The organism is Massilia sp. GCM10023247 (genome assembly GCF_042653325.1).
Lineage (GTDB): Bacteria > Pseudomonadota > Gammaproteobacteria > Burkholderiales > Burkholderiaceae_D > Telluria.
Genome location: NZ_JBHSIB010000006.1, coordinates 16,178 through 39,235, shown reverse-complemented (window position 1 = coordinate 39,235; position 23,058 = coordinate 16,178). Strand labels below are relative to the sequence as shown.

Sequence of the window (23,058 nt, the reverse complement as noted above, 5' to 3'; positions counted from 1 at the left end):
CTAGTTCAAAAATGCCCGTAAAGAATGCATCCTAGCAAGTTTAACAATGTTCATGAATTTTTAGTCAGATATTTTGTAGTTGTTGCACAACGACGATCTAGGGTGCATAAAGCAATCGTGCGCACTGGAAATCACTTTTCAGCTACCCTCCTGCGCTCGATCCTGAACATTCCCTAAATGCAAGTTTTATTCTGGCGGTAGAGCTTGACTTGATGTCGCACAAGAGTAACCTTTCATACTTTCCGCTTAACAGTTTCTCCGGAGCGAGACACACGCCTGTCTGCGCCGAAAAGAACGCCGTCTTACTTTCCAAAACAAGGATTACACGTCGATGAACACAATGACCGACATGGCCGAACAGCTGGACGTCAAGCTCCTGCTCGCAACGCTGATGGCCCTCAAGAAGGGCGACTTCTCGGTACGCATGCCTTCCGACTGGACCGGCGTGTCGGGCAAGATCGCCGACACCCTGAACGATATCATCGAGACCAAATCGAAGATGGTGGAAGCGGTGACCGAAGTGTCGCGCGTCGTTGGCCGCGAGGGCCACCTGACCCAGCGCGCCGACGTGCCGGGCGTGGTCGGCGGCTGGAGCACCATCATCAGCTCGGTCAACACCCTGATCGACGACCTGGTGCGTCCGACCACCGAGATGGCGCGCGTCATCGGCGCCGTGGCCAAGGGCGACCTGTCGCAGACGATGGCGCTGGAAGTCGACGGGCATCCGCTGAAGGGCCAGTACCTGCGCGCGGCAACGACCGCGAACACGATGGTGGAACAGCTGTCGTCGTTCTCCTCCGAAGTGACGCGCGTGGCGCGCGAGGTCGGCACCGAGGGCAAGCTCGGCGGCCAGGCGCAGGTGAAAGGCGTGGCCGGTACCTGGAAGGACTTGACCGACTCGGTGAACTCGATGGCGGGTAACCTGACTTCGCAGGTGCGTAACATCGCGGAAGTGACCACCGCCGTGGCGAACGGCGACTTGTCGAAGAAGATTACGGTCGACGTGCGCGGCGAGATCCTGCAGCTGAAGGACACGATTAACGTCATGGTGGACCAGCTGCGTTCCTTCGCATCCGAAGTGACGCGCGTGGCGCGCGAGGTCGGTACCGAGGGCAAGCTGGGCGGCCAGGCCTACGTGCCGGGCGTGGGCGGCACCTGGAAGGACTTGACCGACAACGTGAACTTCATGGCCTCGAACCTGACGGGCCAGGTGCGTAACATCGCGACCGTGACGACCGCGGTGGCGAACGGCGACCTGTCGAAGAAGATCACGGTGGACGTCAAGGGCGAGATTTTAGAGCTGAAGAACACGATTAACGTCATGGTCGACCAGCTGTCCTCGTTCTCCTCCGAGGTGACCCGCGTCGCCCGCGAGGTGGGTACCGAGGGCAAGCTCGGCGGCCAGGCGCAGGTGAAGGGCGTGGCCGGTACCTGGAAGGACTTGACCGACTCGGTGAACTCGATGGCGGGTAACCTGACCGGCCAGGTGCGTAACATCGCGGACGTGACCACCGCCGTGGCGAACGGCGACTTGTCCAAGAAGATCACGGTGGACGTGAAGGGCGAGATTCTCGAGCTGAAGAACACGATCAACGTCATGGTCGACCAGCTGAACTCCTTCGCATCCGAGGTGACCCGCGTCGCGCGCGAGGTCGGTACCGAGGGCCGCCTGGGCGGCCAGGCCAACGTGCCTGGCGTTGCGGGCACCTGGAAGGACTTGACCGACGGCGTGAACTCGATGGCGGGTAACCTGACCGGCCAGGTGCGTAACATCGCGGACGTGACCACCGCCGTGGCGAACGGCGACCTCTCCAAGAAGATTACGGTGGACGTCAAGGGCGAGATTCTCGAACTGAAGAACACGATTAACGTCATGGTCGACCAGTTGTCCTCCTTCGCATCCGAGGTGACGCGCGTGGCGCGCGAGGTCGGTACCGAGGGCAAGCTGGGCGGCCAGGCCTACGTGCCGGGCGTGGGCGGCACCTGGAAGGACTTGACCGACAACGTGAACTTCATGGCCTCGAACCTGACGGGCCAGGTGCGTAACATCGCGGCGGTGACGACCGCGGTGGCGCGCGGCGACTTGTCCAAGAAGATCACGGTGGACGTGAAGGGCGAGATTCTCGAGCTGAAGGACACGATCAACGTCATGGTGGACCAGCTGTCCTCGTTCGCCTCCGAAGTGACGCGAGTCGCCCGCGAGGTGGGCACGGAAGGCAAGCTCGGCGGCCAGGCAAACGTGTCGGGTGTCGCAGGTACCTGGAAGGACTTGACGGAAAACGTCAACCAGCTGGCGGCGAACCTGACCAACCAGATGCGCGCGATTGGCGAAGTGGCGACCGCGGTGACCCGCGGCGACTTGTCGCGTTCGATCCAGGTCGAAGCGCGCGGCGAGGTGTCCTACCTGAAGGACAACATCAACGAGATGATTCGTAACCTGAAGGAGACCACGCAGAAGAACGCGCAGCAGGACTGGCTGAAGACCAACCTGGCGCGCTTCACGCGCCTGCTCCAGGGCCAGCGCGACCTGGGCGCGGTGACCAAGCTGATCCTGTCCGAGCTGGCGCCGCTGGTCTCGGCCCACCACGGCGTGTTCTACATGATGGATTCGCAGGAAGCCGATGCGCGCCTGCGGATGATCGCATCCTACGGCTATCGTTCCAGCCGCAAGCTGCCGACCTCCTTCCTGCCGGGCGAAGGCCTGGTGGGCCAGTGCGCGGTCGAGAAGAACCGCATCTGGCTGACCGACGTGCCGCGCGACTACATCGTGGTCTCCTCGGGCCTGGGTTCGGCGCCGCCGAACAACATCGTGGTGCTGCCGATCCTGTTCGAGCAGCAGGTCAAGGCCGTCATCGAGATCGCCTCGCTCGACCGCTTCACCGAAACCCACCTGTCCTTCCTCGACCAGCTGATGGAATCGATCGGCGTCGTCCTGAACACCATCGAGGCGAACAGCCGTACCGAGTCGCTGCTGACCCAGTCGCAATCGCTGGCGCAGGAGCTGCAGCAGACCAACCAGGAGCTGGCGGAAAAGGCGCGCCTGCTGTCCGAGCAGAACATCGAGGTGGAACGCAAGAACCGCGAAGTGGAACAGGCCAAGCTGGCGCTGGAAGAAAAGGCGACCCAGCTGGCCCTGTCCTCGAAGTACAAGTCCGAGTTCCTGGCGAATATGTCGCACGAACTGAGGACGCCCTTGAATTCGCTGCTGATCCTGGCGCAGCAGCTCTCGGATAACCCCGAGGGCAACCTGTCCGGTAAACAGGTGGAATTCGCCAAGACCATCCATGGCTCCGGTTCCGACCTGCTGACCCTGATTAACGACATTCTCGACCTGTCCAAGATCGAATCCGGTACCGTCACCCTGGACGTCTCGGAATACCGCTTCGCGAACCTGCGCAACTACGTCGACCGCACCTTCCGCCACATGGCCGAAGCCAAGCACCTCGGCTTCAAGGTCGACCTGGCGGACAACCTGCCGACCGCGGTGATGACGGACACGACGCGCCTGCAGCAGGTCCTCAAGAACCTGCTGTCGAACGCCTTCAAGTTCACCAGCCACGGCCAGGTCGCGCTCAACATCAGCCTGGTGACCAGCGGCTGGACTGCCGACCACCCTTACCTGCTGCATGCGGACGCGGTGCTGGCGTTCTCGGTCAGCGACACCGGCGTCGGCATCCCGTCCGACAAGCTGCAGCTGATCTTCGAGGCCTTCCAGCAGGCCGACGGCTCGACCGCCCGCAAGTACGGCGGCACGGGCCTGGGCCTGTCGATTTCACGCGAACTGGCGCGCCTGCTGGGCGGCGAAATCCGCGTCGAATCGACCGTCAACGTCGGCTCCACGTTCACCCTGTACCTGCCGTACAACCGCGCCGGCTTCATCAACTACGAAGCGACGCGCCAGCCGCAGCCGGCACGCCTGGTCGCGCCGAGCGCGGCCCCGGTCTCCGCGCCGGTGGTCTACACGGCCTCCCAGCCCGACGAGAGCGGCGTGGCCACCATCGAAGTGCAGGCGCCGAACAACGGCGGCCTGGTGGAATACGCCTCGATGCTGGACGACCGCAGCCTGATCGCGCCGGGCGACCCCTCGGTGCTGATCGTGGAAGACGACGACCGCTTCGCCAAGACCGTGCTCGAATTCGCCCGCGAGAAGAACTTCAAGGGCATCGTCACCCACCGCGGCGACTCGGCACTGTCGCTGGCGCGCGATTACCTGCCGTCCGCGATCCTGCTCGACATCGACCTGCCCGACATCGACGGCTTCACGGTGCTCGACCGCCTGAAACGCGACCCGAGCACCCGCCACATCCCGGTGCACGTGGTCTCGGCGCTGCGCGAGCGCGAGCGCGCGCTGCGCCAGGGCGCGATCTCGTTCATCAGCAAACCGGTCGACCGCGACGCGCTGACCGAAGAGTTCACCCGCATCCAGAAATTCCTGGTCGGCGGCAAGCGCTCGCTGCTGGTGGTCGAGGACGACATGGCCCAGCGCGAGTCGATCGTGGCCCTGATCGGCGACAGCGACCTGAACATGGTGACCGTGGAAACCGGCCAGGCAGCCCTCGAGGCGCTGGGCAGCCAGCACTTCGACTGCATGGTGCTGGACCTGACCCTGCCCGACATTTCCGGCTTCGACCTGCTCGACCAGATCGGGAAGCAGCCGGCGCTGCGCGACCTGCCGATCGTGATCTATACCGCGCAGGAACTGAACCGCAAGGAAGTGACGAAACTCAAGCGCTACGCCAAGACCATCGTCATCAAGGACGCGCGCTCGCCCGAGCGCCTGCTCGACGAGACGGCGCTGTTCCTGCACCGCTCGCACGCCTCGCTGCCTGAACTGCAGCGCAAGATGCTGGAAGAGATCCACGCGCTCGACGGCGGCCTGGCGGGACGCAAGGTGCTGATCGTCGACGACGACCTGCGCAACATCTTCGCCCTGTCGTCGCTGCTGGAGCGCCAGCAGATGCAGGTGCTGTTCGCCGAGAACGGCCGTGACGGCATCGAGGTGCTGGAGAAGGACCCGAGCATCGAGATCGTCCTGATGGACATCATGATGCCGGAGATGGACGGCTACGACACGATGCGGGCGATCCGCCGCATTCCGAAGTTCAAGTCGCTGCCGATCATCACCCTGACCGCGAAAGCGATGAAGGGCGACCGCGACAAGTGCATCGCCGCCGGCGCTTCCGACTACATCACCAAGCCGGTCGATGTGGCCCAGCTGCTGTCGCTGATGCGAGTGTGGCTGCATTGACCGCCTTTGCCGCCCTTGCCCAGTTGGGTCCTGCGCCGCTGGCCGTCGAGGAGCTGGAAATCGACCTGTTGCTGGAAGCCTTGTTCCAGCGCCACGGCTACGATTTCCGCGACTACGACCGCCAGACGGTGCGGCGAAAACTGCTCGCGGTGATGGAGGCGCGCGCGCTCAAGACGGTATCGGCCCTGCAGGAGCGGGTGCTGCACGAGCCGGGCGTCGCCTCGAGCCTGTTGCGCGCCCTGAGCGTGGCCCCGGGCGCGCTGTTCGACGACCCGGCCTGCGCGCGCGCCGCGCGCCAGGTGCTGGGCGCGAACCTGCGTTCGGCAGCGGTGCCGAAAGTGTGGCTGCCCGAATGCGCGGGCGTGGGCGAAGCCTGGACCCTCGCCATCCTGCTGCATGAGGAAGGCCTGCTGGCCCGCACCGAGATCTTCGCCACCCTCGCCAACGAGGAGCTGCTGGCCGAGGTGCGCGATGCGAGCATCGATGCCGCCGACCTGCCGGCGCTCCAGGAACGCTACCTGCAGGCCGGCGGCAGCGGCGCCCTGCCCGACTATTTCGAGCTGCGCGCGGGCCGCGCCGTGCTGCTGCCGCGCCTGCGCGCGCGCATCACCTGGGCCGGCTACAACCTGGTGACGGACGCCTCCTTCAACGAGTTCCAGGCCATCGTCTGCTGCCGCGCCCTGGCCGACTTCGGCCCGATGCTGCGCCAGCGCGCGCTGCGCCTGTTCCACGACAGCCTGTCGCGCTTCGGCGTGCTCGGGATCGATCGCGAACTGGCGCCCGGGGACGCGCATGCAACGGCCTACCAGCCGCTGCTGGGGCCCTTGCCGTGGTATCGGCGAGTGGGGTGATGACGGAGGGCGGCCTTGGCCGCCCTTTTTTTCAGACCCGGCGTAGGGTGGTCGGCTACACCTGCAGCAGGTGAGCATTCGCGGCCGGTGCGCCGCCCACGCGTCCAAATCACGCATGAATACCTGCGTGGCTGTGCGCCCGCTGGTTGAACGCGTGGGCGGCATCCCGGCCGCGCGTGCTCATCGGTTACAGGTGTAGCCGCCCACCCTACGTTAGCACCGCGCGCTTATTTCGACCCCACCGCGCTCGGACGCTCCGCGATCTGGTCGCGCCAGGCCTGCAGGTTCGCCATCCCCTCCTCGCCCGGCCGGAACTTCAGCAGGCCGCGTCCGAACTCGAGGGCGCAGAAAGCGGTGATGTCGGCGATCGTAAAACGCTCGCCGGCGACATACGGCTGGCGCCCCAGCACCTGGTCGAGCCAGCGCGCGGTGATGCGCATCTTGTCGGCCTGGGCCGCGCCGTAGTCCTTGAACTGGGGCTGCTCCAGCGGCGCCAGCGCCGGGTGCGAGTGGCGCGCGCTGTGCGCGGTCTCGAGCAGCAGGTGCAGTTCCATGCGGCGGTCGGCCATCTCGATGAAGGCGCGCTCCTCGAAGTCCACGCCCATCAGGTTCGGCTCGGGATACACGCCCTCGAGCCAGGTGCAGATTGCCCGCGTTTCGCTGAGCACGCGGCCGTCGTCCAGTTCGAGCGCGGGCACCCGCCCCAGCGGATTCTTGGCGAGGAAACTCTCGCTGCGCTGCTCGCCCTTGAGGATGTCGATCGTGACGGTGTCTATGCCGGTGATGCCTTTTTCGAGGATGAACATGCTGACCCGGCGCGGGTTCGGCGCGTGCGGGCTGAGGTACAGTTTCATGGCGCTCCTTCAGGTAGTTGTTTGCCCGACAATCATAGCCGATCCGGCCCGGGGCGCGGCCTCCGGCTGGCGCACGCGCATCCAGTCGTCCAGCAGCGCGGCACTGCCGGGCGGCACATGCAGCCCGAGCTTGGTGCGGCGCCACAGGATGTCGGTCGCACTGGCCGCCCATTCATGGGTCATCAGGTAGGCGATCTCGGCCTGGTAGAGGCCGGGCAGCACTTCCGGCCCGAGGTCGGCCAGGCTGCTGCAATGCGCGAGCAGCGTATCGATGCGGGTGCCGTAGGCGCGCCCATAGCGCGCGACCAGGCGTGCCGGCAGCCAGGGGTAGCGCGCCGCCTGGCGCGCGCTCCAGGCGTCGAACTCCAGCACGCCGCGCTGTCCCGGCTCGACGCCGAACAGGTCGCCGCCGGGCAGGCAGGCGTTCGCGGTCCAGGCCGGCGCGGCGTGGCCGAGCGCCGCGGCGATGCGGTCGACGGCGTCCTCGGCCAGCTTGCGGCTGGTGGTGATCTTGCCGCCGAAAACGGACAGCAGCGGCGCGCCCGCCCCGTCCCCGGCCTTGTCCCATTCGAGCCGGTAGTCGCGCGTGGCGGCCGAAGCGCTGGCTGCCGCATCCTCGACCAGCGGGCGCACGCCGGAATAGCTCCAGACCACGTCGGCAGGCGTGATGCGCTGCGCGAAATAACGGTTGGCGAGCTGGCACAGGTAGGCGGTTTCCTCGGCACTGATCGTTACCCGGTCGAGGTCGCCCCGATAATCGATGTCGGTGGTGCCGATCAGGGTGAACGCCCCCTCGTAGGGCAGCGCGAACACGACCCGCCCGTCGGGGTGCTGGAAGAGGTAGGCATGCGGATGATCGAACAGGCGCGGCACGACGATGTGGCTGCCCTTGATCAGGCGCAGCGCGCCCGCGTCCGGCGCCCTGGTCGCGCCCTGCAGGAAGCGCGCGGCCCAGGGCCCGGCGGCATTCACCAGCAGGCGCGCCGTCACGCGCAGGCGCCGGGCGCCGTCGACGCCGCCCTCGACGCAGCGCTCAATCGTTGCGCTCCAGCCGCCGGGGTAACGCTGCGGCGGCGCGCAGCGCGACCGCGTCAGGATGGTCGCGCCGCGTTCCTGGGCGTCGAGGGCGTTGAGCACGACCAGGCGCGCATCGTCGACCCAGCCGTCGGAATACATGAAGCCGCGCGTAAAGCGCGGCTGCAGCGGGGCGCCGGCCGGGTGGCTGCGCAGGTTCAGCGCATGCGAGCCGGGCAGGAACTCGCGGCGCGCCAGCCGGTCGTAGAGGAACAGCCCGAGGCGGATCAGCCAGGCCGGCCGCGCCCCCGGCCCGCGGCCGCGCTCGTGCGGCATCACGAAGCGCAGCGGGCGCATGATGTGGGGCGCGCTGCGCAGCAGGATTTCGCGCTCGAGCAAGGCCTTGCGCACCAGGCCGAATTCGTAATGCTCGAGGTAGCGCAGCCCACCGTGGACCAGTTTGCTCGACGCCGACGAGGTATGCTCGGCCAGGTCGTCTTTTTCGCACAGCACCACGCGCAGGCCGCGGCCGGCGGCATCGCGCGCGATCGCCGCGCCATTGATGCCGCCGCCGACGATCAGCACGTCGCAATCGAACCGCTTCACCGCTTCGCCCACGGCCTTCTCCCGAAGAATCGCAATCGATCCAGTGTATTGGCGACTCCCTGCGATCATGTTCGCATAGATCAAGGCGTTCCGGTCCGCCGCGCCCTTTCCCGGGTCGCTCCGGTGCGCACTCCGGTGCGCGCTCCGATTCGGCCGCTGCCGCCGGCACCCTGCGCTCCCGGTGTGTAAAATCGCGGCATGACCCCAACACTGAATGCCAGCTGATGCTGCAGCAACGCGCCTGGGTGCGCATGCCGTCGGGTAAACGGCTCGACCTGCTCAATCCGACTCCGTTCGACTGGGACGACGCCGACCTCGCGCTCGGCCTGGCCCGTACTTACCGCTGGGGCGGCCACTCGGCATGGCCGCTGCCGCTGTCCGTGGCCCAGCATTCGATCACGGTCATGCTGCTGCGGCGCGCCGAGCTCAAGGGCCAGGCCGATCCCCTGATCGAGCTGCGCGAACTGCTGCACGACGCCGAGGAAGGCCTGCTCGGCTTCGATGCCCTGTCCGTCATCAAGCCCTTCCTCGGCGAGGGTTTCCGCGCCCTCACCAGGCGCCTCGAGCACGTGGTCTTCCTGCGCTATGGCCTGCCGTCCTGGACGACGGCCGAGCACGCGCGCCACAAGCGCGCCGACCGCCTGGCCGCGGCCAGCGAAGCGGTGCATGTGGCGGGCTGGTCGCGCGAGGAAGTCAGGCGCACCCTCAAAATCCAGGCCGCCGTGCTGCGCGACGATCCCCTGGTCGGCGTCTACGGCGGCCAGCCCTGGGAGCCCTGGCCGCCGGGGCTGGCCTGCGAGCGCTTCCTCGCCGAACTCGAGCGCCTCACCAAGCTGGTCGGGGAAGGCCATGGCGCGCCCTGAACTCGCGCGCGCCGCGCAGCTGCTGGACCAGGCCGGCGCACTGCTGGTCTGCGCCGGCGCCGGCATGGGCGTCGACTCGGGCCTGCCCGATTTTCGCGGCACCCAGGGCTTCTGGAAAGCCTACCCGGCCCTGGCGCAGGCGGGCATCGCCTTCCAGGAAATCGCCAACCCGGCCGGCTTTCGCAGCGATCCGCTGCTGGCCTGGGGCTTTTACGGCCACCGGCTCGCGCTCTACCGGGCCACGCTCCCGCACCCGGGTTTCGCCGTCCTGCGCAGCCTCGCCGAACGCGTGGCCGGCGGCGCCTTCGTCTTCACGAGCAATGTCGACGGCCAGTTCCAGCGCGCCGGCTTTACGCAAGAGCAGGTGGTGGAATGCCACGGTTCGATCCACCACCTGCAATGCACCCTGCCCTGCTCGAACGCGACCTGGCCGGCCGACGGCTTCGAGCCCGAGGTCGACGTGCAGGCCTGCCGCCTGCTTTCGCCCGCGCCGCGCTGCCCGCATTGCGGGGCGCTGGCGCGTCCGAACATCCTGATGTTCAACGACAGCGCCTGGATCGCCGAGCGCGCCGAGGCGCAGTTCGAGCGGCTGCGGGCCTGGCGCGCAGGGGTCGAGCGGCTGGTCGTCATCGAACTCGGCGCCGGGCTGGCGATCCCGTCGGTACGCCGCATGAGCGAGGCGCAAGGGGTGCCGCTCATCCGCATCAACCCGCGCGACGCCCAGCTGGACGGACATCCGGGCGTTGCAATTTCGCTCACGGCGGGTGAGGCGCTGACGGCGCTGTCGAGCTTGATCAATCGCAAACACTAGAGCTTAAGCCATTGATTTTATTGGTTTTCGTTCGATATCCACAAGAAATGTGGATAACTATGTGGACAAGCGCCACTTGACAAGCCGCAAGGGCAGTAGTGATGCGGGTTTCAACAAAATGCCCATTCTGAAGGCAAAAACGAAGCCCTTATAAATCAAGGACTTGCACACGCATATCTGGCGCATGCGAACTCAGCATCAGCAAATTCCTACAAAGTCCTACAACGGGGGATAAGTCCCCAGCCGAAACTGTACCGAGTTCATTTCCACGCACTGCGCGCCCGGTCACGCACCAGCATCCTGACGCTCTCGGGCATCGGCTTCTTCGACTGCGCCGTCTCCGCGTCGAGCCACACGCATTCCTCGAACTGCTTGAGCATGGCCGGCGTGACGAACCGGGTGCGCGCCGCGTAGACGTGGCGGTCGCCCATCTGGGCCTGCTGCTTGATGAAGAAACGGTTCGGCACTACCAGGTGCAGGTGCTCTTTTGCGCGCGTCATGGCCACGTAGAGCAGGCGCCGCTCTTCCTCGATGTCCTCGGCGCTGCCGGTGCTCATGTCCGAGGGGATGCAGCCGTCGACGACGTTCAGCACGTGCACCGATTTCCACTCTTGTCCCTTGGACGAATGGATGGTCGACAGGATCAGGTAATCCTCGTCGAGCAGCGGCGGGCCGGCGCGGTCGCTGGTGGCCTCGGGCGGGTCGAGCGTGATTTCGGCGAGGAAGGTTTCGCGGCTGCCGTGGCCGCCTGCCAGCTGCGCCAGCTGCTCCACGTCCGCCGCACGCACCTGGGCGTCGTCGTGCAGGCGCTCGAGGTGCGGCAGGTACCAGTTCTTGACCAGCTCGATGTCGGCCGGCCAGCGCAGGCCGGGCGTGCGCAAGCGCCGGTACAGGACCACGAAGGCGTCCCAGTCGGCGCGGCTGCGGGCAGGCGGTTCGAAGGCCTCGACCGCGCTCAGCGCCTCGGGCGCCTCGGCCACCGCGTCCAGCAGGCGCGTCGCCGTGGCCGGACCGATGCCGGGGATCAGCTGGGCCACCCGGAAGCCCGCCATGCGGCCGTTCGGGTTCTGGGCGAAACGCAGCACGGCCAGCACATCCTTGATGTGCGACGCTTCCAGGAATTTCAGGCCGCCGAACTTGACGAAGGGGATATTCCGTCGCATGAGCTCGAGTTCGAGCGCGGCGCTGTGGCTGGCGGCGCGAAACAGCACCGCCTGCTGGGTCAGTTTGATGCCGGCTTCGCGGTGTTCGAGGATGCGCCTGCACACCCAGCGCGCCTGCTCCGCCTCGTCCGGGATCAGCACCAGCTGCGGCAGGCCGCCGGCCGCCTTGTCGGTCCAGAGCGTCTTGGCGTGGCGCTCGACGCTTGCTGCGATCACGGCGTTCGAGGCGTCGAGGATGGGCTGGGTCGAACGGTAATTCCGGTCGAGCGTGACGACCTCGGCCGGCTGCGAGAACTGCCCGGGGAAATCGAGGATGTTGCGCACCGTGGCGCCGCGGAACGAATAGATCGACTGGGCGTCGTCGCCGACCACCATCACGCCCCGGCCATCGGGCTTCATGCCGGTGATGATCGCCGCCTGCAGGCGATTCGTGTCCTGGTATTCGTCGACCAGCACGTGATCGAAGCGCGCGCCGATTTCCGGCCCCAGCTCCGGATCGGCGGCCATCTCGGCCCAGAACAGCAGCAGGTCGTCATAGTCGAGCACGTTCTGCTCCTGCTTGGCGTCGACATAGGCGCCGAACAGGCGTTTGAGCTCGGCTTCCCACTCGCCGCACCAGGGGAAGGTGCTCTGCAGCACCTGGTCGAGCGGCTCGCGCGAATTGACCACGCGCGAATAGATAGCCAGGCAGGTGCCCTTCAGCGGAAAGCGCTTTTGGGTGTTTGTTGCGCCGATCTCGTGGCGCACCATGCCCATCAGGTCCTCGGAGTCGCCGCGGTCGTGGATGGTGAAGGATTCGTCCAGGCCTATGCGCCCCGCATACTCGCGCAACAGGCGGGCGCCGAGGCTGTGGAAGGTGCCGGCCCAGGGCAGCGAGGACATCACCTGGGTCTGGCTCCCCGCGCGGTGCAGCACGCGGTGCAGCACGTTGGAGGCGCGCTGGGTCATCTCGTTGGCGGCACGCCGCGAGAAGGTCAGCAGCAACAGGCGCTGCGGGTCGGCTCCGGCCAGAATCAGCCGCGCGACCCGGTGCGCGAGGGTATTCGTCTTGCCCGAGCCGGCGCCGGCCACCACCAGCAAGGGACGGGGCGCGGCCGTGTCCAGGTCGTGTTCGACCGCCCTGCGCTGCTCGGGATTGAGGCCGGCGAACGGATCGTCGGATACAGGCGCAGAGGCGTGAGCAGATGCGGGAGCAGATGCAGAGGCGGGTGTGGAGGCGGAAACGGCGGCGGCAGCGGACATGGGTGGATCGTGTTGGAGGACAGCGCAACTGTACATTTGTCCAGTGCCGGCTAGCAAGCAGATTTTGCAATCCCGAGCGGCGGCCGTGACGGCCAAACCATGCCCCATGCTTGAGTCAAGCTCAGGTAACACACGACGCTAGTCGGCTAAGTCGCCGGAAACAAAGCAGTTTTTCGGATATCCACAAAGTCTGTGAATAACTTTGTGGAAAAGGTGGGGCTTGACATGCCGCAAACCCGTCAGGATGCGGCTTTCAACAAACTGCCCGTTCCACGGGCAGCGCCCAAACTACGGCAAATCAAGGACTTGCATGCAGTTGTGCGGAGGGAGCGCGGTCTCGTGCTTTATTAAAAAAAAGCAATTTTTGTGTATAACAGCACTTGTTCGAGCGCCACAAAAATGCCAGATTTATATCGCAATGAGTAGATTGGAGGAAACTTTAACCGGTCGACCTGCGCTGGTCGGGTTCGAGCAGCACACGCTCGATGACATCGGTGGCAATGTCGCGGGTCCGCAGGTATTCGAAGGCAGACATCATGTTGCTGCTGACCAGTACGGCGAGGCCGGCGTCGACGATTGCGCGCTGGCGCAGGTCGTGGCGGGCTTCTCCGCTGGCGTCGGCACGGGTGCCGGGAACCGCGACTGCGGCAACTGCACTGACCGTCATCGTGACCTCCCTTTCTGTGTGGAAGCATTGGGTTGCCATTGAGTATCGATCAATCGCTCGCAAAGTCAATGTCAAGTTCCTATCGAAAACATCAAAAGTTGTACAGACGACCGCACGGCAACCGGTGCGCCGCCGCGCCGGCGCCCGGCCTAGAATGGCCGCGTAGTCCCTTCCGGGCCGATCCGGCCTCCAACGCACCTGCGAGGAACCCATGGCAACCACTCCCGAACCCGACCTCAACCCCGGCGACGAAGCCGCTCCCGGCACGCCCGGCGCCGGCGAAGACGTATGCGAAGCCTGCGCCGGCAGCGGCAAGCTCGCCGACGGCAGATCCTGCCCCCAATGCGGCGGCAGCGGACGCGTCATGCGGGGGATCGGCGGCGGCTGATTGCAAGACAGGCCGGGCGGGCGCGATAATTGCGGGATGAGCTCCCCTCCTCCCGAATCGACGTCCGCCGCAGCATCCCCGGCATCCGCGCCCGGCCACCCGCATCCGGCTTCCCTGTTCGACCTGTTCCTCGCCTTTACGGTGCTCGCCCTGCAGGGTTTCGGCGGCGTGCTGGCCGTCGTCCAGCGCGAACTGGTCGACCGCAAGCGCTGGCTGACCCAGGAAGAATTCATCGAGGACTGGGCGGTGGCGCAGATCATGCCGGGGCCGAACGTCGTCAACATCTCGATGATGATCGGCGCGCGCTACTTCGGCCTGCCCGGCGCCCTGGCGGCCGTGGCCGGCATGCTGGCCATCCCGCTGCTCGTGGTGCTGCTGCTCGCCACGCTCCACGCCCGCTTCGTCGACAACCCGCAGGTGGCCGGCGCCCTGCGCGGCATGGCCGCCGTGTCGGCGGGGCTGATCGCCGCCGCCGGCCTGAAGCTGGCCGGCAGCCTGCTGCGCCATCCGCTGCCGCTGCCCGTTTCCTCTGCGATCGGGCTGGCCGCCTTCGTGCTGGTGGCGCTGGTGCGCCTGCCGCTGGTCTACGTGCTGCTCGGCCTCGGCGGCCTCGGCTGCCTGCTCACCTGGCACCGGATGCGCCCATGACCGGCCTCCAGATCACCCTCGGCTGGCACGACTGGCTCAACCTGTTCGGCCACTACCTGATGCTGTCCGCGATGTCCTTCGGCGGCGCCATCTCGATGACGCCGGAAATGCACCGCTTCCTGGTCGAGCAGCAAGGCTGGCTGACCCAGGCCCAGTTCAACGATGCGATCGCGCTGGCCCAGGCGGCGCCCGGGCCGAACGTGCTGTTCGTGGCGCTGATGGGCTGGAAGGTCGGCATGAACGCGGGCAGCACGCTGGCCGCCTGGCTCGGCGTGGCCACCACCATGACCGGCATCCTGCTGCCATCGGGCATCTTCACCTACCAGGTCGCACAATGGGGCCACCGCAACCGCGAACTGCTCGGCGTGCGCGCCTTCAAGCTGGGCATGGCGCCGGTCGTGATCGCCCTGTTGCTGGCCACCAGCTGGATCCTCGCCACCTCCACCGCGAGCGGGGCGGCCGGCGCCCAGCCGTGGCGGCTGTGGCTGCTGGCACTGGGCAGTTGCGTGCTCATCTGGCGCACGCGGCTGCACCTGCTGTGGGTGCTCGCCCTCGGCGCCCTGCTGGGAGCGGCCGGCATCGTCTGAACGGGCGTGCCCTCACGCGGCCGCGTTCGGGATGGCATACTTGCACTGTTGACCATTGACCAAGACGGAGAACGGTATGCTACAACTGCTCAGCGAACACGCCTGCTTCGGCGGCCTCCAGCGCTTCTACCAGTACGAATCAAAGGCGATCGGGCTGCCGATGCGCTTTTCCGTGTACCTGCCGCCCGGCGCCGATGCCCGCAGGCTGCCCGTCCTGTTCTACCTCGCCGGCCTGACCTGCACCGAAGAGACCTTCATGACCAAGGCCGGCGCCCAGCGCGTGGCGGCCCAGGAAGGCGTGATCCTGGTCGCCCCCGACACCAGCCCGCGCGGCGCCGGGGTGCCGGGCGAGACCGACAGCTGGGATTTCGGCGCCGGCGCCGGCTTCTACCTCGACGCGACCCAGGAACCATGGGCGCGCCACTACCGCATGTACAGCCACATCCTCGAACTGCGCGAACTGGTGCTCGAGGAGTTCGGCGGCGACCCAGCGCGCTGCGGCATCTTCGGCCATTCGATGGGCGGCCACGGCGCCCTGACGATCGCGCTGCGCAACCCCGAGCTGTTCCGTTCGGTGTCGGCGTTCGCCCCGATCGCCGCGCCGGCGCGCTGCCCCTGGGGCGAAAAGGCGTTCGGCGGCTACCTGGGCGCCGACCGCGCCGCCTGGCGCGCCCATGACGCTACCGAACTGGTGGCCGCCGGGCCGGTGCGCTTCCCCGGCGGCATCCTGGTCGACCAGGGCCTGGCCGACAAGTTCCTGCCGGACCAGCTCAATCCGGACGCCTTCGAGGCCGCCTGCCGGGCGGCCGGCCAGCCGCTCACCCTGCGCCGCCACGCCGGCTACGACCACGGCTATTACTTCATCTCGACCTTCATCGAAGACCACCTGCGCTTCCACCGCGCCCAGCTCGGCTGACGCAGCCGCGGCGCTCGCCCTTTCGCCAGCCTGCGCCGACCACGACAAGCCCTGTCGGTTCCGGTCGGCTGCACGATTTCTGCCCTTGCGCAAAGTCCCGGCACAGGGGCGCCCCTCCCCTTCCAGCCTGCCTTGAAATTGGCCCGGCGCTGCCCTATAAATCAGGTGCGGCACCTTTGCCGCGCATGTTCACCGTGAGGAAAGGAGGCTTACCATGAATCTCGTCCGGAGAGGCAGTACGCCACTGTCGACTTATCGGCCAGGCGTGGTCGAGGATCAGTTCGGCCGCCTCGTCGAAAGCATGTTCGAGGATTTCTTCGCGCCGATGGCCCAGGGCGGCCGCTGGTCCGACACCAATGCCACGGTGCCCCGGCTCGACATGACCGAGAGCGATACCGCCTACGAAGTCCAGGCCGAAATGCCGGGCGTCGAGAAAGATGACCTGAAGGTCGCCATCGATCACCAGCGTGTCACCATCGAAGGAGAATGCCGCAAGGCAAACGAGCGGCGCGAGGGCGAAAACGTGGTGTATTCTGAACGCTCAGCACGCAAGTTCATGCGCAGCTTTACCCTGCCGTCGGAAGTCGACGACGCAGGCGCGCAGGCAAAGCTGGAAAACGGCGTCCTGCACCTGACGCTGCCGAAGAAACAGGGCAGCCCGGTAAGGCGCCTGGAAGTGCAGTAAGGGCGTGGCGCCAGCCCGGGCTCGATCTGCCTGGGCTGAACGCCCGGCGACTGCCGGGACATGATCGGGATCGACGGCGATGGCTGAATCGGCACGCTTCAAGAACCGCGCACACGCCGGCAAGCTGCTTGCGGAGGAGCTCGGCGCGAAGCGAGCCAATGCGGCGCCCCGTCCCGACACGATCGTGCTCGGTTTGCCGCGCGGCGGCGTGCCGGTCGGGTTTGCCGTGGCGATGGCGCTTGGCCTGGAGCTCGACATCCTGCTCGTGCGCAAGCTCGGCATGCCGGGCCAGTCCGAGTACGCCATCGGCGCCGTCGGCAGCGGCGGCGTGCAGGTATTACAGCCGGGCGTGCCCGGCCTGATGGGTATAACGCAGGCGCAGGTCGATGCCATCGCCAAGCGCGAACTGGCGGAGATCGACCGGCGCCAGCGCCTGTACCGGGGCGAACGCCCCGAACCCGTCCTGAGCGGGCGGGATGTGGTGCTGACCGACGACGGCATCGCTACCGGCTCGACCATGCTGGCGGCGGTGCAGGTGGCGCGCAGGCGCGGCGCCGCGCGCGTCGTCGTGGCGGTGCCGGTGGCGCCGCCCGAGACACTGGCGATGCTGGCGCCCCTGGCCGACCAGCTCGTCTGCCTGGCGGCGCCGGCGCGCTTTCGTGCCGTCAGCCAGTGGTACGACTCGTTCGATCAAACGAGCGACGAGGAAGTGCAGGACTTGCTGGCGATGGCCTGGCGCAGCCGGGCCGATCGTCCGTGAAACCAGGACCTGTCCGGGACAGGCTCCTAACCAACAGAGAGGATAGAACATGCGACAACACACCACCACCACCGATAGCAGCCTCAATCTTGAAACGAGCGACGTGGCCATGATGCTGGGAGGGGCCGCCGCCGGCGCCCTGTTGATGTACATGCTCGACCCGGACCGCGGCAGTGCCCGCCGTTCGACCTCGACTGCGGCAATCCGCCATGCCGGCTCGCGTACGGGCGATGCGCTGGGCAATGCCTGGCATGGCATTGGCGAGCGCATCGGCATGGCGGCGCGTGAAGCGGGCAATGCCGCCAGCGACCTGGCCGACGACGCCACGACCGGCGCCAGCAAATTCCTCGACGAGGCCGGCAACCGCGCCAGCCGCGCCTACGAGTCGGCCAAGCCGAACGGCAGCGCCGGACGCGCGCTGGAAAACTCCTATGACAGCGCTTCGCGCATGGCCGGCGAGGCCGGCGCGCGCGCCGATGCAGCGGCGACGCGCTTCAGCCGCATGGCCAGCCAGGCCGCCGGCCGCGCGATGGGCGCGCTGCACCTCGAAGACCGCGACGACGTCTCGGCGCTGCTGCGCAATCCGGCCGTGGTCGGCGGCGGCCTGCTCGGCCTGTTCGGCCTGATGCGCCGCTCGCCGCTCGCTGCCGCGCTCGGCCTGGCCGGCCTGGCGCTGGCCACCCGCAGCAGCGGCGGCGGCATCTCGAGCCTCTTCGGCGCCGACCGAAGCAGCGCCCAATCGGGCCGCGGCCGCGGCAAGCGCATCGAACTCGAAAAATCGATCCGCATCGACGCCTCGCCGGAAGACGTCTACGAACTCTGGAGCAACTACGAAAACTTCCCGCGCTTCATGTCGCACGTGATCGAGGTGCGCGACCTGGGCCGCCGCCGCTCGCACTGGGTGGTACAGGGTCCGGCCGGCACCCAGTTCGAGTTCGACTCGGTCCTGACCGAGCAGTCGAAAGGCCGCCGCCTGGCATGGCGCAGCGAGCCCGGCGCTGAAATCGAGAACGCCGGTTCGGTCCAGTTCGAGCCCTACCGCGGCGGCACCCTGGTCACCGTGCGCCTGTCGTACACGCCGCCGGCCGGCGCGCTCGGCCATGGTCTCGCGTCCCTGCTCGGTTCCGACCCGAAACGCCAGATGGACGACGACCTGGCGCGCATGAAGCATTTCGTCGAGCGCGGCGTCATTCCGCACGACGCGGCCCGCCGCGAAAAATCGGGCAGCCGCTTCCTGCACTGAGGCAATGATGCCATGACCGCCGCGATCGAGATCGGCGCAGCCGCCCTGGCGGCGGCCGCCCACCCGCTCAGCGGCGGGCCGGGCGACTACGACGCCCTGCTCCGCCTCGTGGGCGACGCCCGCTTCGTGCTGATCGGCGAAGCGACCCACGGCACCCATGAGTTCTACGAGGAACGGGCGCGCATCACCCAGCGCCTGATCCGCGAGAAGGGCTTCACGGCCGTGGCGGTCGAGGCCGACTGGCCGGACGCCTACCGCGTCAACCGCTACGTGCGCGGCGAAGGACAGGACAAGACCGCGAACGAGGCCTTGTCGGGTTTCCAGCGCTTCCCCGCCTGGATGTGGCGCAACACCGACGTCGCCGCCTTCGCCGACTGGCTGCGCGCGCACAACGCGGGCGTGCGTGCCGGTCCGAAGGTCGGCTTCTATGGCCTCGACCTGTACAGCCTGTTCACTTCCGTGCGCGAAGTACTCGATTACCTCGACCAGGTCGACCCGGTCGCCGCCCAGGAAGCCCGGCGCCGCTACGCCTGTTTCGACCATTACGGCGAAGACAGCCAGCACTACGGCTATGCCACCGGCATCGGCCTGTCCGAATCCTGCCAGCAAGGCGTCCTGACCCAGCTGCAGCAATTGCAGCAGCGCGCCTTCGACTACATGCAGGCCGACGGCGCCTCGGCCGAGGATGCCTTTTTCTACGCCCAGCAGAATGCGCGCCTGGTCAAGAACGCCGAAGAGTATTACCGCACCATGTTCCGCGGCCGGGTATCGTCCTGGAACCTGCGCGACAGCCACATGGCGGAAACCCTCGATGCCCTCGACCGCCACCTGTCGCGTGACGGCACGCCGGCGAAGATCGTCGTCTGGGAGCACAACTCGCACATCGGCGACGCCCGCGCGACCTATATGGGCGGCCTAGGCGAATGGAATGTCGGCGAACTGGCGCGCAAGGCCTATCCCGGGCAAACCTGCCTGATCGGCTTTTCGACCTACGAAGGCCATGTGACGGCAGCCTCCGAATGGGACGGCCCGGCCGAGCACAAGCGGGTGCGGCCCGGCATGGCCGGCAGCTATGAAGAATTGCTGCACGCGGTCGGCCTGCCGCGCTATTACCTGAACCTGCGCGAGGAGAGCCCGGCGCGGCGCCTGCTGCTCGAGCGCCGCCTGGAACGCGCCATCGGCGTGCTCTACCTGCCGCGCACCGAACGCCAGAGCCATTATTTCGACGCCCAGCTGGCCCAGCAATTCGACGCCATCATCCACATCGACCGCACCGAAGCCCTGACCCCGCTCGACATCACGAGCGGCTGGCATTCGGACGAACCGCCGGAGACCTATCCGGAAGGGATTTAAACGAAGCGTGCACGAGATCGGCGCCGGCGCAATGCCGGCGTCGTTGTTTCCGGATGCCAGGTCTTGCAAGCGATCAGGCCGCCAACGTAGGGTGGACACCTGTGTCCACGCGTTGCTGGCGCTGCAGGTCGTACCGATGCCAGCTCGCATAGGGTAGGCACTCGTGCCCACGCGGTCGTACCGATGCCAGCCCGGTTGCCCCCACTGACCCGATACCGAACCTCCCGCAGGAACGCACCGACGACGGTCACCACGCCCATTCGCACCTGCCGCCGCATGGTCGAACCGCCCCGCCCCTCCCCCGCAACAATTCCACAACAATTAAACTTTCCTCCGGCCACCGCTACCTCCCCCCATTTTGATACGATGCTCAAGTTTGTTATCAGGCAAGGAAAGCCATGAGTAAATACACGCTGAACATCAACGGCAAGCGCCAGACGGTCGACGTCGAAGCGGACACCCCGCTGCTGTGGGCCCTGCGCGATTCGCTCGGCCTGGTCGGCGCCAAGTACGGCTGCGGCATGGGCCAGTGCGGCGCCTGCACCGTGCACATCGACGGCGCCCCGACCCGCTCCTGCCTGATCCCGGTATCGAGCATCGGGAAGCAGGACATCACGACCATCGAGGGCCTGCACAAGGAGCACCAGCATCCGCTCCAGCAAGCCTGGCAGGAACTGGACGTGCCGCAGTGCGGCTACTGCCAGTCGGGGCAGATCATGAGCGCCTGCGCCCTGCTCAAGCAGCATCCGCGTCCGGCCGACGCCCAGATCGACGAGGCGATGGCCGGCAACCTGTGCCGCTGCGCCACCTATACCCGCATCCGCGCCGGCATCCACCGCGCCGCCGAGATCGCCGCGGTTTCCGTTCACGGAAAGGGCAAGAAATGAGCATCTCCCCTTCGCGCCGCCGCTTCCTGGGCAGCAGCGCCGCCGGCGCCCTGTTCATCGGCATGACCCCGGGCGCCGCGCTGCTGGCGAATGCGGCCAACCCGGCCAACGCAAGCAATGCCACGGCCGCGGCCGGCAAGGACGCCTTCGTCCCGAGCGTGTTCATCCGCATCGGCCGCGACGGCGTCGTCACCCTGGTCTCCAAGCAGCCGGAAATCGGCCAGGGCATCAAGACTTCGCTGCCGATGATCATCGCCGAGGAACTCGAGATCGACTGGAAGGATGTCCGCATCGTCCAGGGCGACCTGGACCCGGCCTATGGCAGCCAGGGCGCCGGCGGCTCGACCTCGACCCCGAACAATTACAATGATTTCCACCGCCTCGGCGCCACCGCGCGCACCGTTCTGGTGCAGGCAGCCGCCCAGATCTGGAAGGTGCCGGCGGCCGAATGCAGCGCCGCCCATGGCGCGGTCCACCACGGCCCGACCAAACGCAGGCTCGGCTATGGCGCGCTGGTACCGGCCGCCATCGCCCTGCCCCTGCCCGACCCGGCCCAGGTCCAGCTGAAGGATCCGGCCCGCTACAAGCTGCTGGGCACGCGCATCGGCGGCGTCGACAATGCCGCCATCGTCAGCGGCAAGCCGCTGTTCGGCATCGACGTCCAGCTGCCGGGCATGCTGTACGCGGTCTACGTCAAGTGTCCTGTGTTCGGCGGCAAGCCCGTCAGCGCCAACCTGGATGCAATCAAGGCCCTGCCCGGCGTCAAGGACGCCTTCATCGTCGAGGGGAATGCCAACCTCAACGGGCTGCGCCCGGGTGTGGCCATCGTGGCGAACTCGACCTGGAACGCGTTCAAGGCGCGCCGCCGGCTGGAAGTGAAATGGGACGAAGGCGCCGGCGCCGGCCACAGCTGGGCCGACTTCACGGCCCAGGCCCAGGCCGCCGCCGGCAAGCCGGGCACCAGCGTGCTGCGCCAGGACGGCGACGTGCGCACCGCCTTTGCCGGCGCCGCGAAACTGGTGGAGGCGAGCTACCGCTACCCCTTCATCTCGCACGCGAGCATGGAGCCGCAGAACTGCACTGCCTGGTTCAAGCCGGCCGAGGGCACGCTCGAACTATGGGCGCCGACCCAGAATCCGGGTTCCGGCCAGGCCCTGGTGACGAGCACCTTCGGCATCCCGAAAGAAAAGATCACCCTGCACATCATCCGCAGCGGCGGCGGCTTCGGCCGGCGCCTGAGTTCCGACTTCATCGTCGAGGCAACCGCGATCGCGCAACGCGTCGGCGCCCCGGTCAAGCTGACCTGGACCCGCGAAGACGACCTGCAGCACGACCATTTCCGTCCGGGCGGCTTCCACCACCTGCGCGGCGGCGTCGACGCCAAGGGCAAGCTGGTCGGCTGGCACAACCATTTCGTCACCTTCGCCAACCGGGTCGAGCGCGACGGCAAGAGCATCCTGCAGCCGGGCAGCGGCGGCAGCCTGTCGGGCGACGAGTTCCCGGGCCGCTGGCTCGCCAACTGCCTGCTCGAGCAGACCGCGCTCGAATGCCGGATCCCGATGGGACCCTGGCGCGCGCCGGGCAGCAGCGTGTTTTCCTGGGTCTTCCACAGCTTCATCGACGAGCTGGCGCACGCAGGCGGACGCGATCCGGTCGAGTTCCGCCTGGAGCTGCTGGGCGAGCAGGACATCGTGCCGGGCAGCGGCGAGCGCGGACAGCCCTACAGCGTGGCGCGCATGCGCAATGTCCTGCGCGAAGTGGCGCAGAAAGCCGGCTGGGGCAAGCGCAGCTTCGCGCGCGGCCAGGGTGCCGGCGTGGCCTTCCACTTCAGCCACCGCGGCTACGTGGCAGAAGTCGCCGAGGTGACGGTGTCGAAGAGCGGCGAGCTGAAGGTGGACCGGGTGGTCGTGGTAACCGACATCGGCGCCCAGATCGTCAACCTGAGCGGCGCGGAAAACCAGGTGCAGGGTTCGGTGATCGACGGCCTGTCGACCTTGATGTATCCGGAACTCGACATCGACAAGGGCCGCATCGTGCAGAGCAATTTTCACGATTACAAGTTGCTGCGCATGCCGGACACCCCGACGAAGATCGAGATGCACTTCCTGAAAACCGATTATCCGGTGACGGGACTGGGCGAGCCGGTCCTGCCGCCGCTGGCGCCGGCCGTGTGCAACGCGATCTTCGCCGCCACCGGCAAGCGCGTGCGCGAACTCCCGCTCAGTAAAACCGACCTGAGCTGGAGTTAGCTTCGGCGCCCGGGGCGGCGCGC

At 67.1% G+C, this 23,058-nt stretch carries 18 protein-coding genes; 14 read left to right on the top strand and 4 right to left on the bottom strand.

What is annotated here, in order from left to right:
- Positions 1-331: 331 nt before the first annotated feature.
- Positions 332-5,248 (top strand): response regulator, encoded by a 4,917-nt coding sequence (locus ACFPAH_RS02880; protein ID WP_379740344.1) that lies wholly within the window; start codon positions 332-334, stop codon positions 5,246-5,248.
- Complete coding sequence (locus ACFPAH_RS02875) at positions 5,236-6,099, top strand: CheR family methyltransferase (RefSeq protein ID WP_379740341.1); 864 nt, start codon at positions 5,236-5,238, stop codon at positions 6,097-6,099. Before ACFPAH_RS02880 ends, ACFPAH_RS02875 begins: the two co-directional genes overlap by 13 nt.
- Before the next feature lie 227 nt (positions 6,100-6,326).
- Here ACFPAH_RS02875 and ACFPAH_RS02870 read toward each other — a convergent pair whose 3' ends face one another.
- Both ACFPAH_RS02870 and glpD read right to left on the bottom strand, forming a co-directional pair.
- A complete protein-coding gene (locus ACFPAH_RS02870) occupies positions 6,327-6,953 on the bottom strand; it encodes a glutathione S-transferase family protein (RefSeq protein ID WP_379740338.1) in 627 nt (208 codons plus the stop codon).
- Between the two features lie 9 nt (positions 6,954-6,962).
- On the bottom strand, positions 6,963-8,585 hold the full coding sequence (glpD, locus tag ACFPAH_RS02865) for a glycerol-3-phosphate dehydrogenase (protein WP_379740335.1): 1,623 nt from the start codon (positions 8,583-8,585) through the stop codon (positions 6,963-6,965).
- A gap of 212 nt (positions 8,586-8,797) precedes the next feature.
- On the opposite strand from glpD, the gene ACFPAH_RS02860 reads away from it, so the two are divergent.
- Both ACFPAH_RS02860 and ACFPAH_RS02855 read left to right on the top strand, forming a co-directional pair.
- Positions 8,798-9,436: a phosphohydrolase gene (locus tag ACFPAH_RS02860; RefSeq protein WP_379740332.1), complete on the top strand. Its 639-nt coding sequence runs from the start codon at positions 8,798-8,800 to the stop codon at positions 9,434-9,436.
- Positions 9,423-10,247, top strand: coding sequence for an SIR2 family NAD-dependent protein deacylase (locus ACFPAH_RS02855; protein ID WP_379740329.1), 825 nt, complete (start codon positions 9,423-9,425; stop codon positions 10,245-10,247). Before ACFPAH_RS02860 ends, ACFPAH_RS02855 begins: the two co-directional genes overlap by 14 nt.
- A 260-nt stretch (positions 10,248-10,507) precedes the next feature.
- Here ACFPAH_RS02855 and ACFPAH_RS02850 read toward each other — a convergent pair whose 3' ends face one another.
- Together ACFPAH_RS02850 and ACFPAH_RS02845 are read right to left on the bottom strand one after the other, a co-directional pair.
- The gene (locus ACFPAH_RS02850; RefSeq protein WP_379740326.1) at positions 10,508-12,652 is read right to left on the bottom strand and encodes an ATP-dependent helicase; all 2,145 of its coding nucleotides are present in this window, start codon (positions 12,650-12,652) and stop codon (positions 10,508-10,510) included.
- 439 nt (positions 12,653-13,091) lie between these two features.
- Positions 13,092-13,319 (bottom strand): hypothetical protein, encoded by a 228-nt coding sequence (locus tag ACFPAH_RS02845; protein WP_379740323.1) that lies wholly within the window; start codon positions 13,317-13,319, stop codon positions 13,092-13,094.
- A gap of 211 nt (positions 13,320-13,530) precedes the next feature.
- Here ACFPAH_RS02845 and ACFPAH_RS02840 point away from each other — a divergent pair, with 211 nt between their 5' ends.
- The 10 genes from ACFPAH_RS02840 to ACFPAH_RS02795 all read left to right on the top strand — a co-directional run bounded on the left by ACFPAH_RS02840 (position 13,531) and on the right by ACFPAH_RS02795 (position 23,035).
- Positions 13,531-13,707, top strand: coding sequence for a hypothetical protein (locus ACFPAH_RS02840; RefSeq protein ID WP_379740320.1), 177 nt, complete (start codon positions 13,531-13,533; stop codon positions 13,705-13,707).
- A 36-nt stretch (positions 13,708-13,743) separates the two neighbouring features.
- Positions 13,744-14,355, top strand: coding sequence for a chromate transporter (locus ACFPAH_RS02835; RefSeq protein ID WP_379740317.1), 612 nt, complete (start codon positions 13,744-13,746; stop codon positions 14,353-14,355).
- A complete protein-coding gene (locus ACFPAH_RS02830) occupies positions 14,352-14,942 on the top strand; it encodes a chromate transporter (protein ID WP_379740314.1) in 591 nt (196 codons plus the stop codon). The genes ACFPAH_RS02835 and ACFPAH_RS02830 overlap by 4 nt, the downstream gene beginning before the upstream one ends.
- A 76-nt stretch (positions 14,943-15,018) precedes the next feature.
- A complete protein-coding gene (fghA, locus tag ACFPAH_RS02825) occupies positions 15,019-15,858 on the top strand; it encodes an S-formylglutathione hydrolase (protein ID WP_379740311.1) in 840 nt (279 codons plus the stop codon).
- Between the two features lie 214 nt (positions 15,859-16,072).
- Positions 16,073-16,543 carry an Hsp20/alpha crystallin family protein gene (locus ACFPAH_RS02820; RefSeq protein WP_379740308.1) on the top strand — a complete coding sequence of 157 codons (471 nt, stop codon included), beginning with the start codon at positions 16,073-16,075 and terminating at the stop codon, positions 16,541-16,543.
- A gap of 79 nt (positions 16,544-16,622) precedes the next feature.
- Positions 16,623-17,303, top strand: a complete 681-nt coding sequence (locus ACFPAH_RS02815; RefSeq protein ID WP_379740305.1) for a phosphoribosyltransferase — start codon at positions 16,623-16,625, stop codon at positions 17,301-17,303.
- 49 nt (positions 17,304-17,352) lie between these two features.
- Positions 17,353-18,546 (top strand): SRPBCC family protein, encoded by a 1,194-nt coding sequence (locus ACFPAH_RS02810; RefSeq protein WP_379740302.1) that lies wholly within the window; start codon positions 17,353-17,355, stop codon positions 18,544-18,546.
- Positions 18,547-18,558: 12 nt separating this feature from the next.
- A complete protein-coding gene (locus ACFPAH_RS02805; RefSeq protein ID WP_379740299.1) occupies positions 18,559-19,899 on the top strand; it encodes an erythromycin esterase family protein in 1,341 nt (446 codons plus the stop codon).
- 398 nt (positions 19,900-20,297) lie between these two features.
- Entirely contained in the window at positions 20,298-20,786 is a 489-nt protein-coding gene (locus ACFPAH_RS02800; RefSeq protein ID WP_379740296.1) for a (2Fe-2S)-binding protein, read from the top strand.
- Complete coding sequence (locus tag ACFPAH_RS02795) at positions 20,783-23,035, top strand: xanthine dehydrogenase family protein molybdopterin-binding subunit (protein WP_379740293.1); 2,253 nt, start codon at positions 20,783-20,785, stop codon at positions 23,033-23,035. The genes ACFPAH_RS02800 and ACFPAH_RS02795 overlap by 4 nt, the downstream gene beginning before the upstream one ends.
- Positions 23,036-23,058 lie beyond the last annotated feature (23 nt).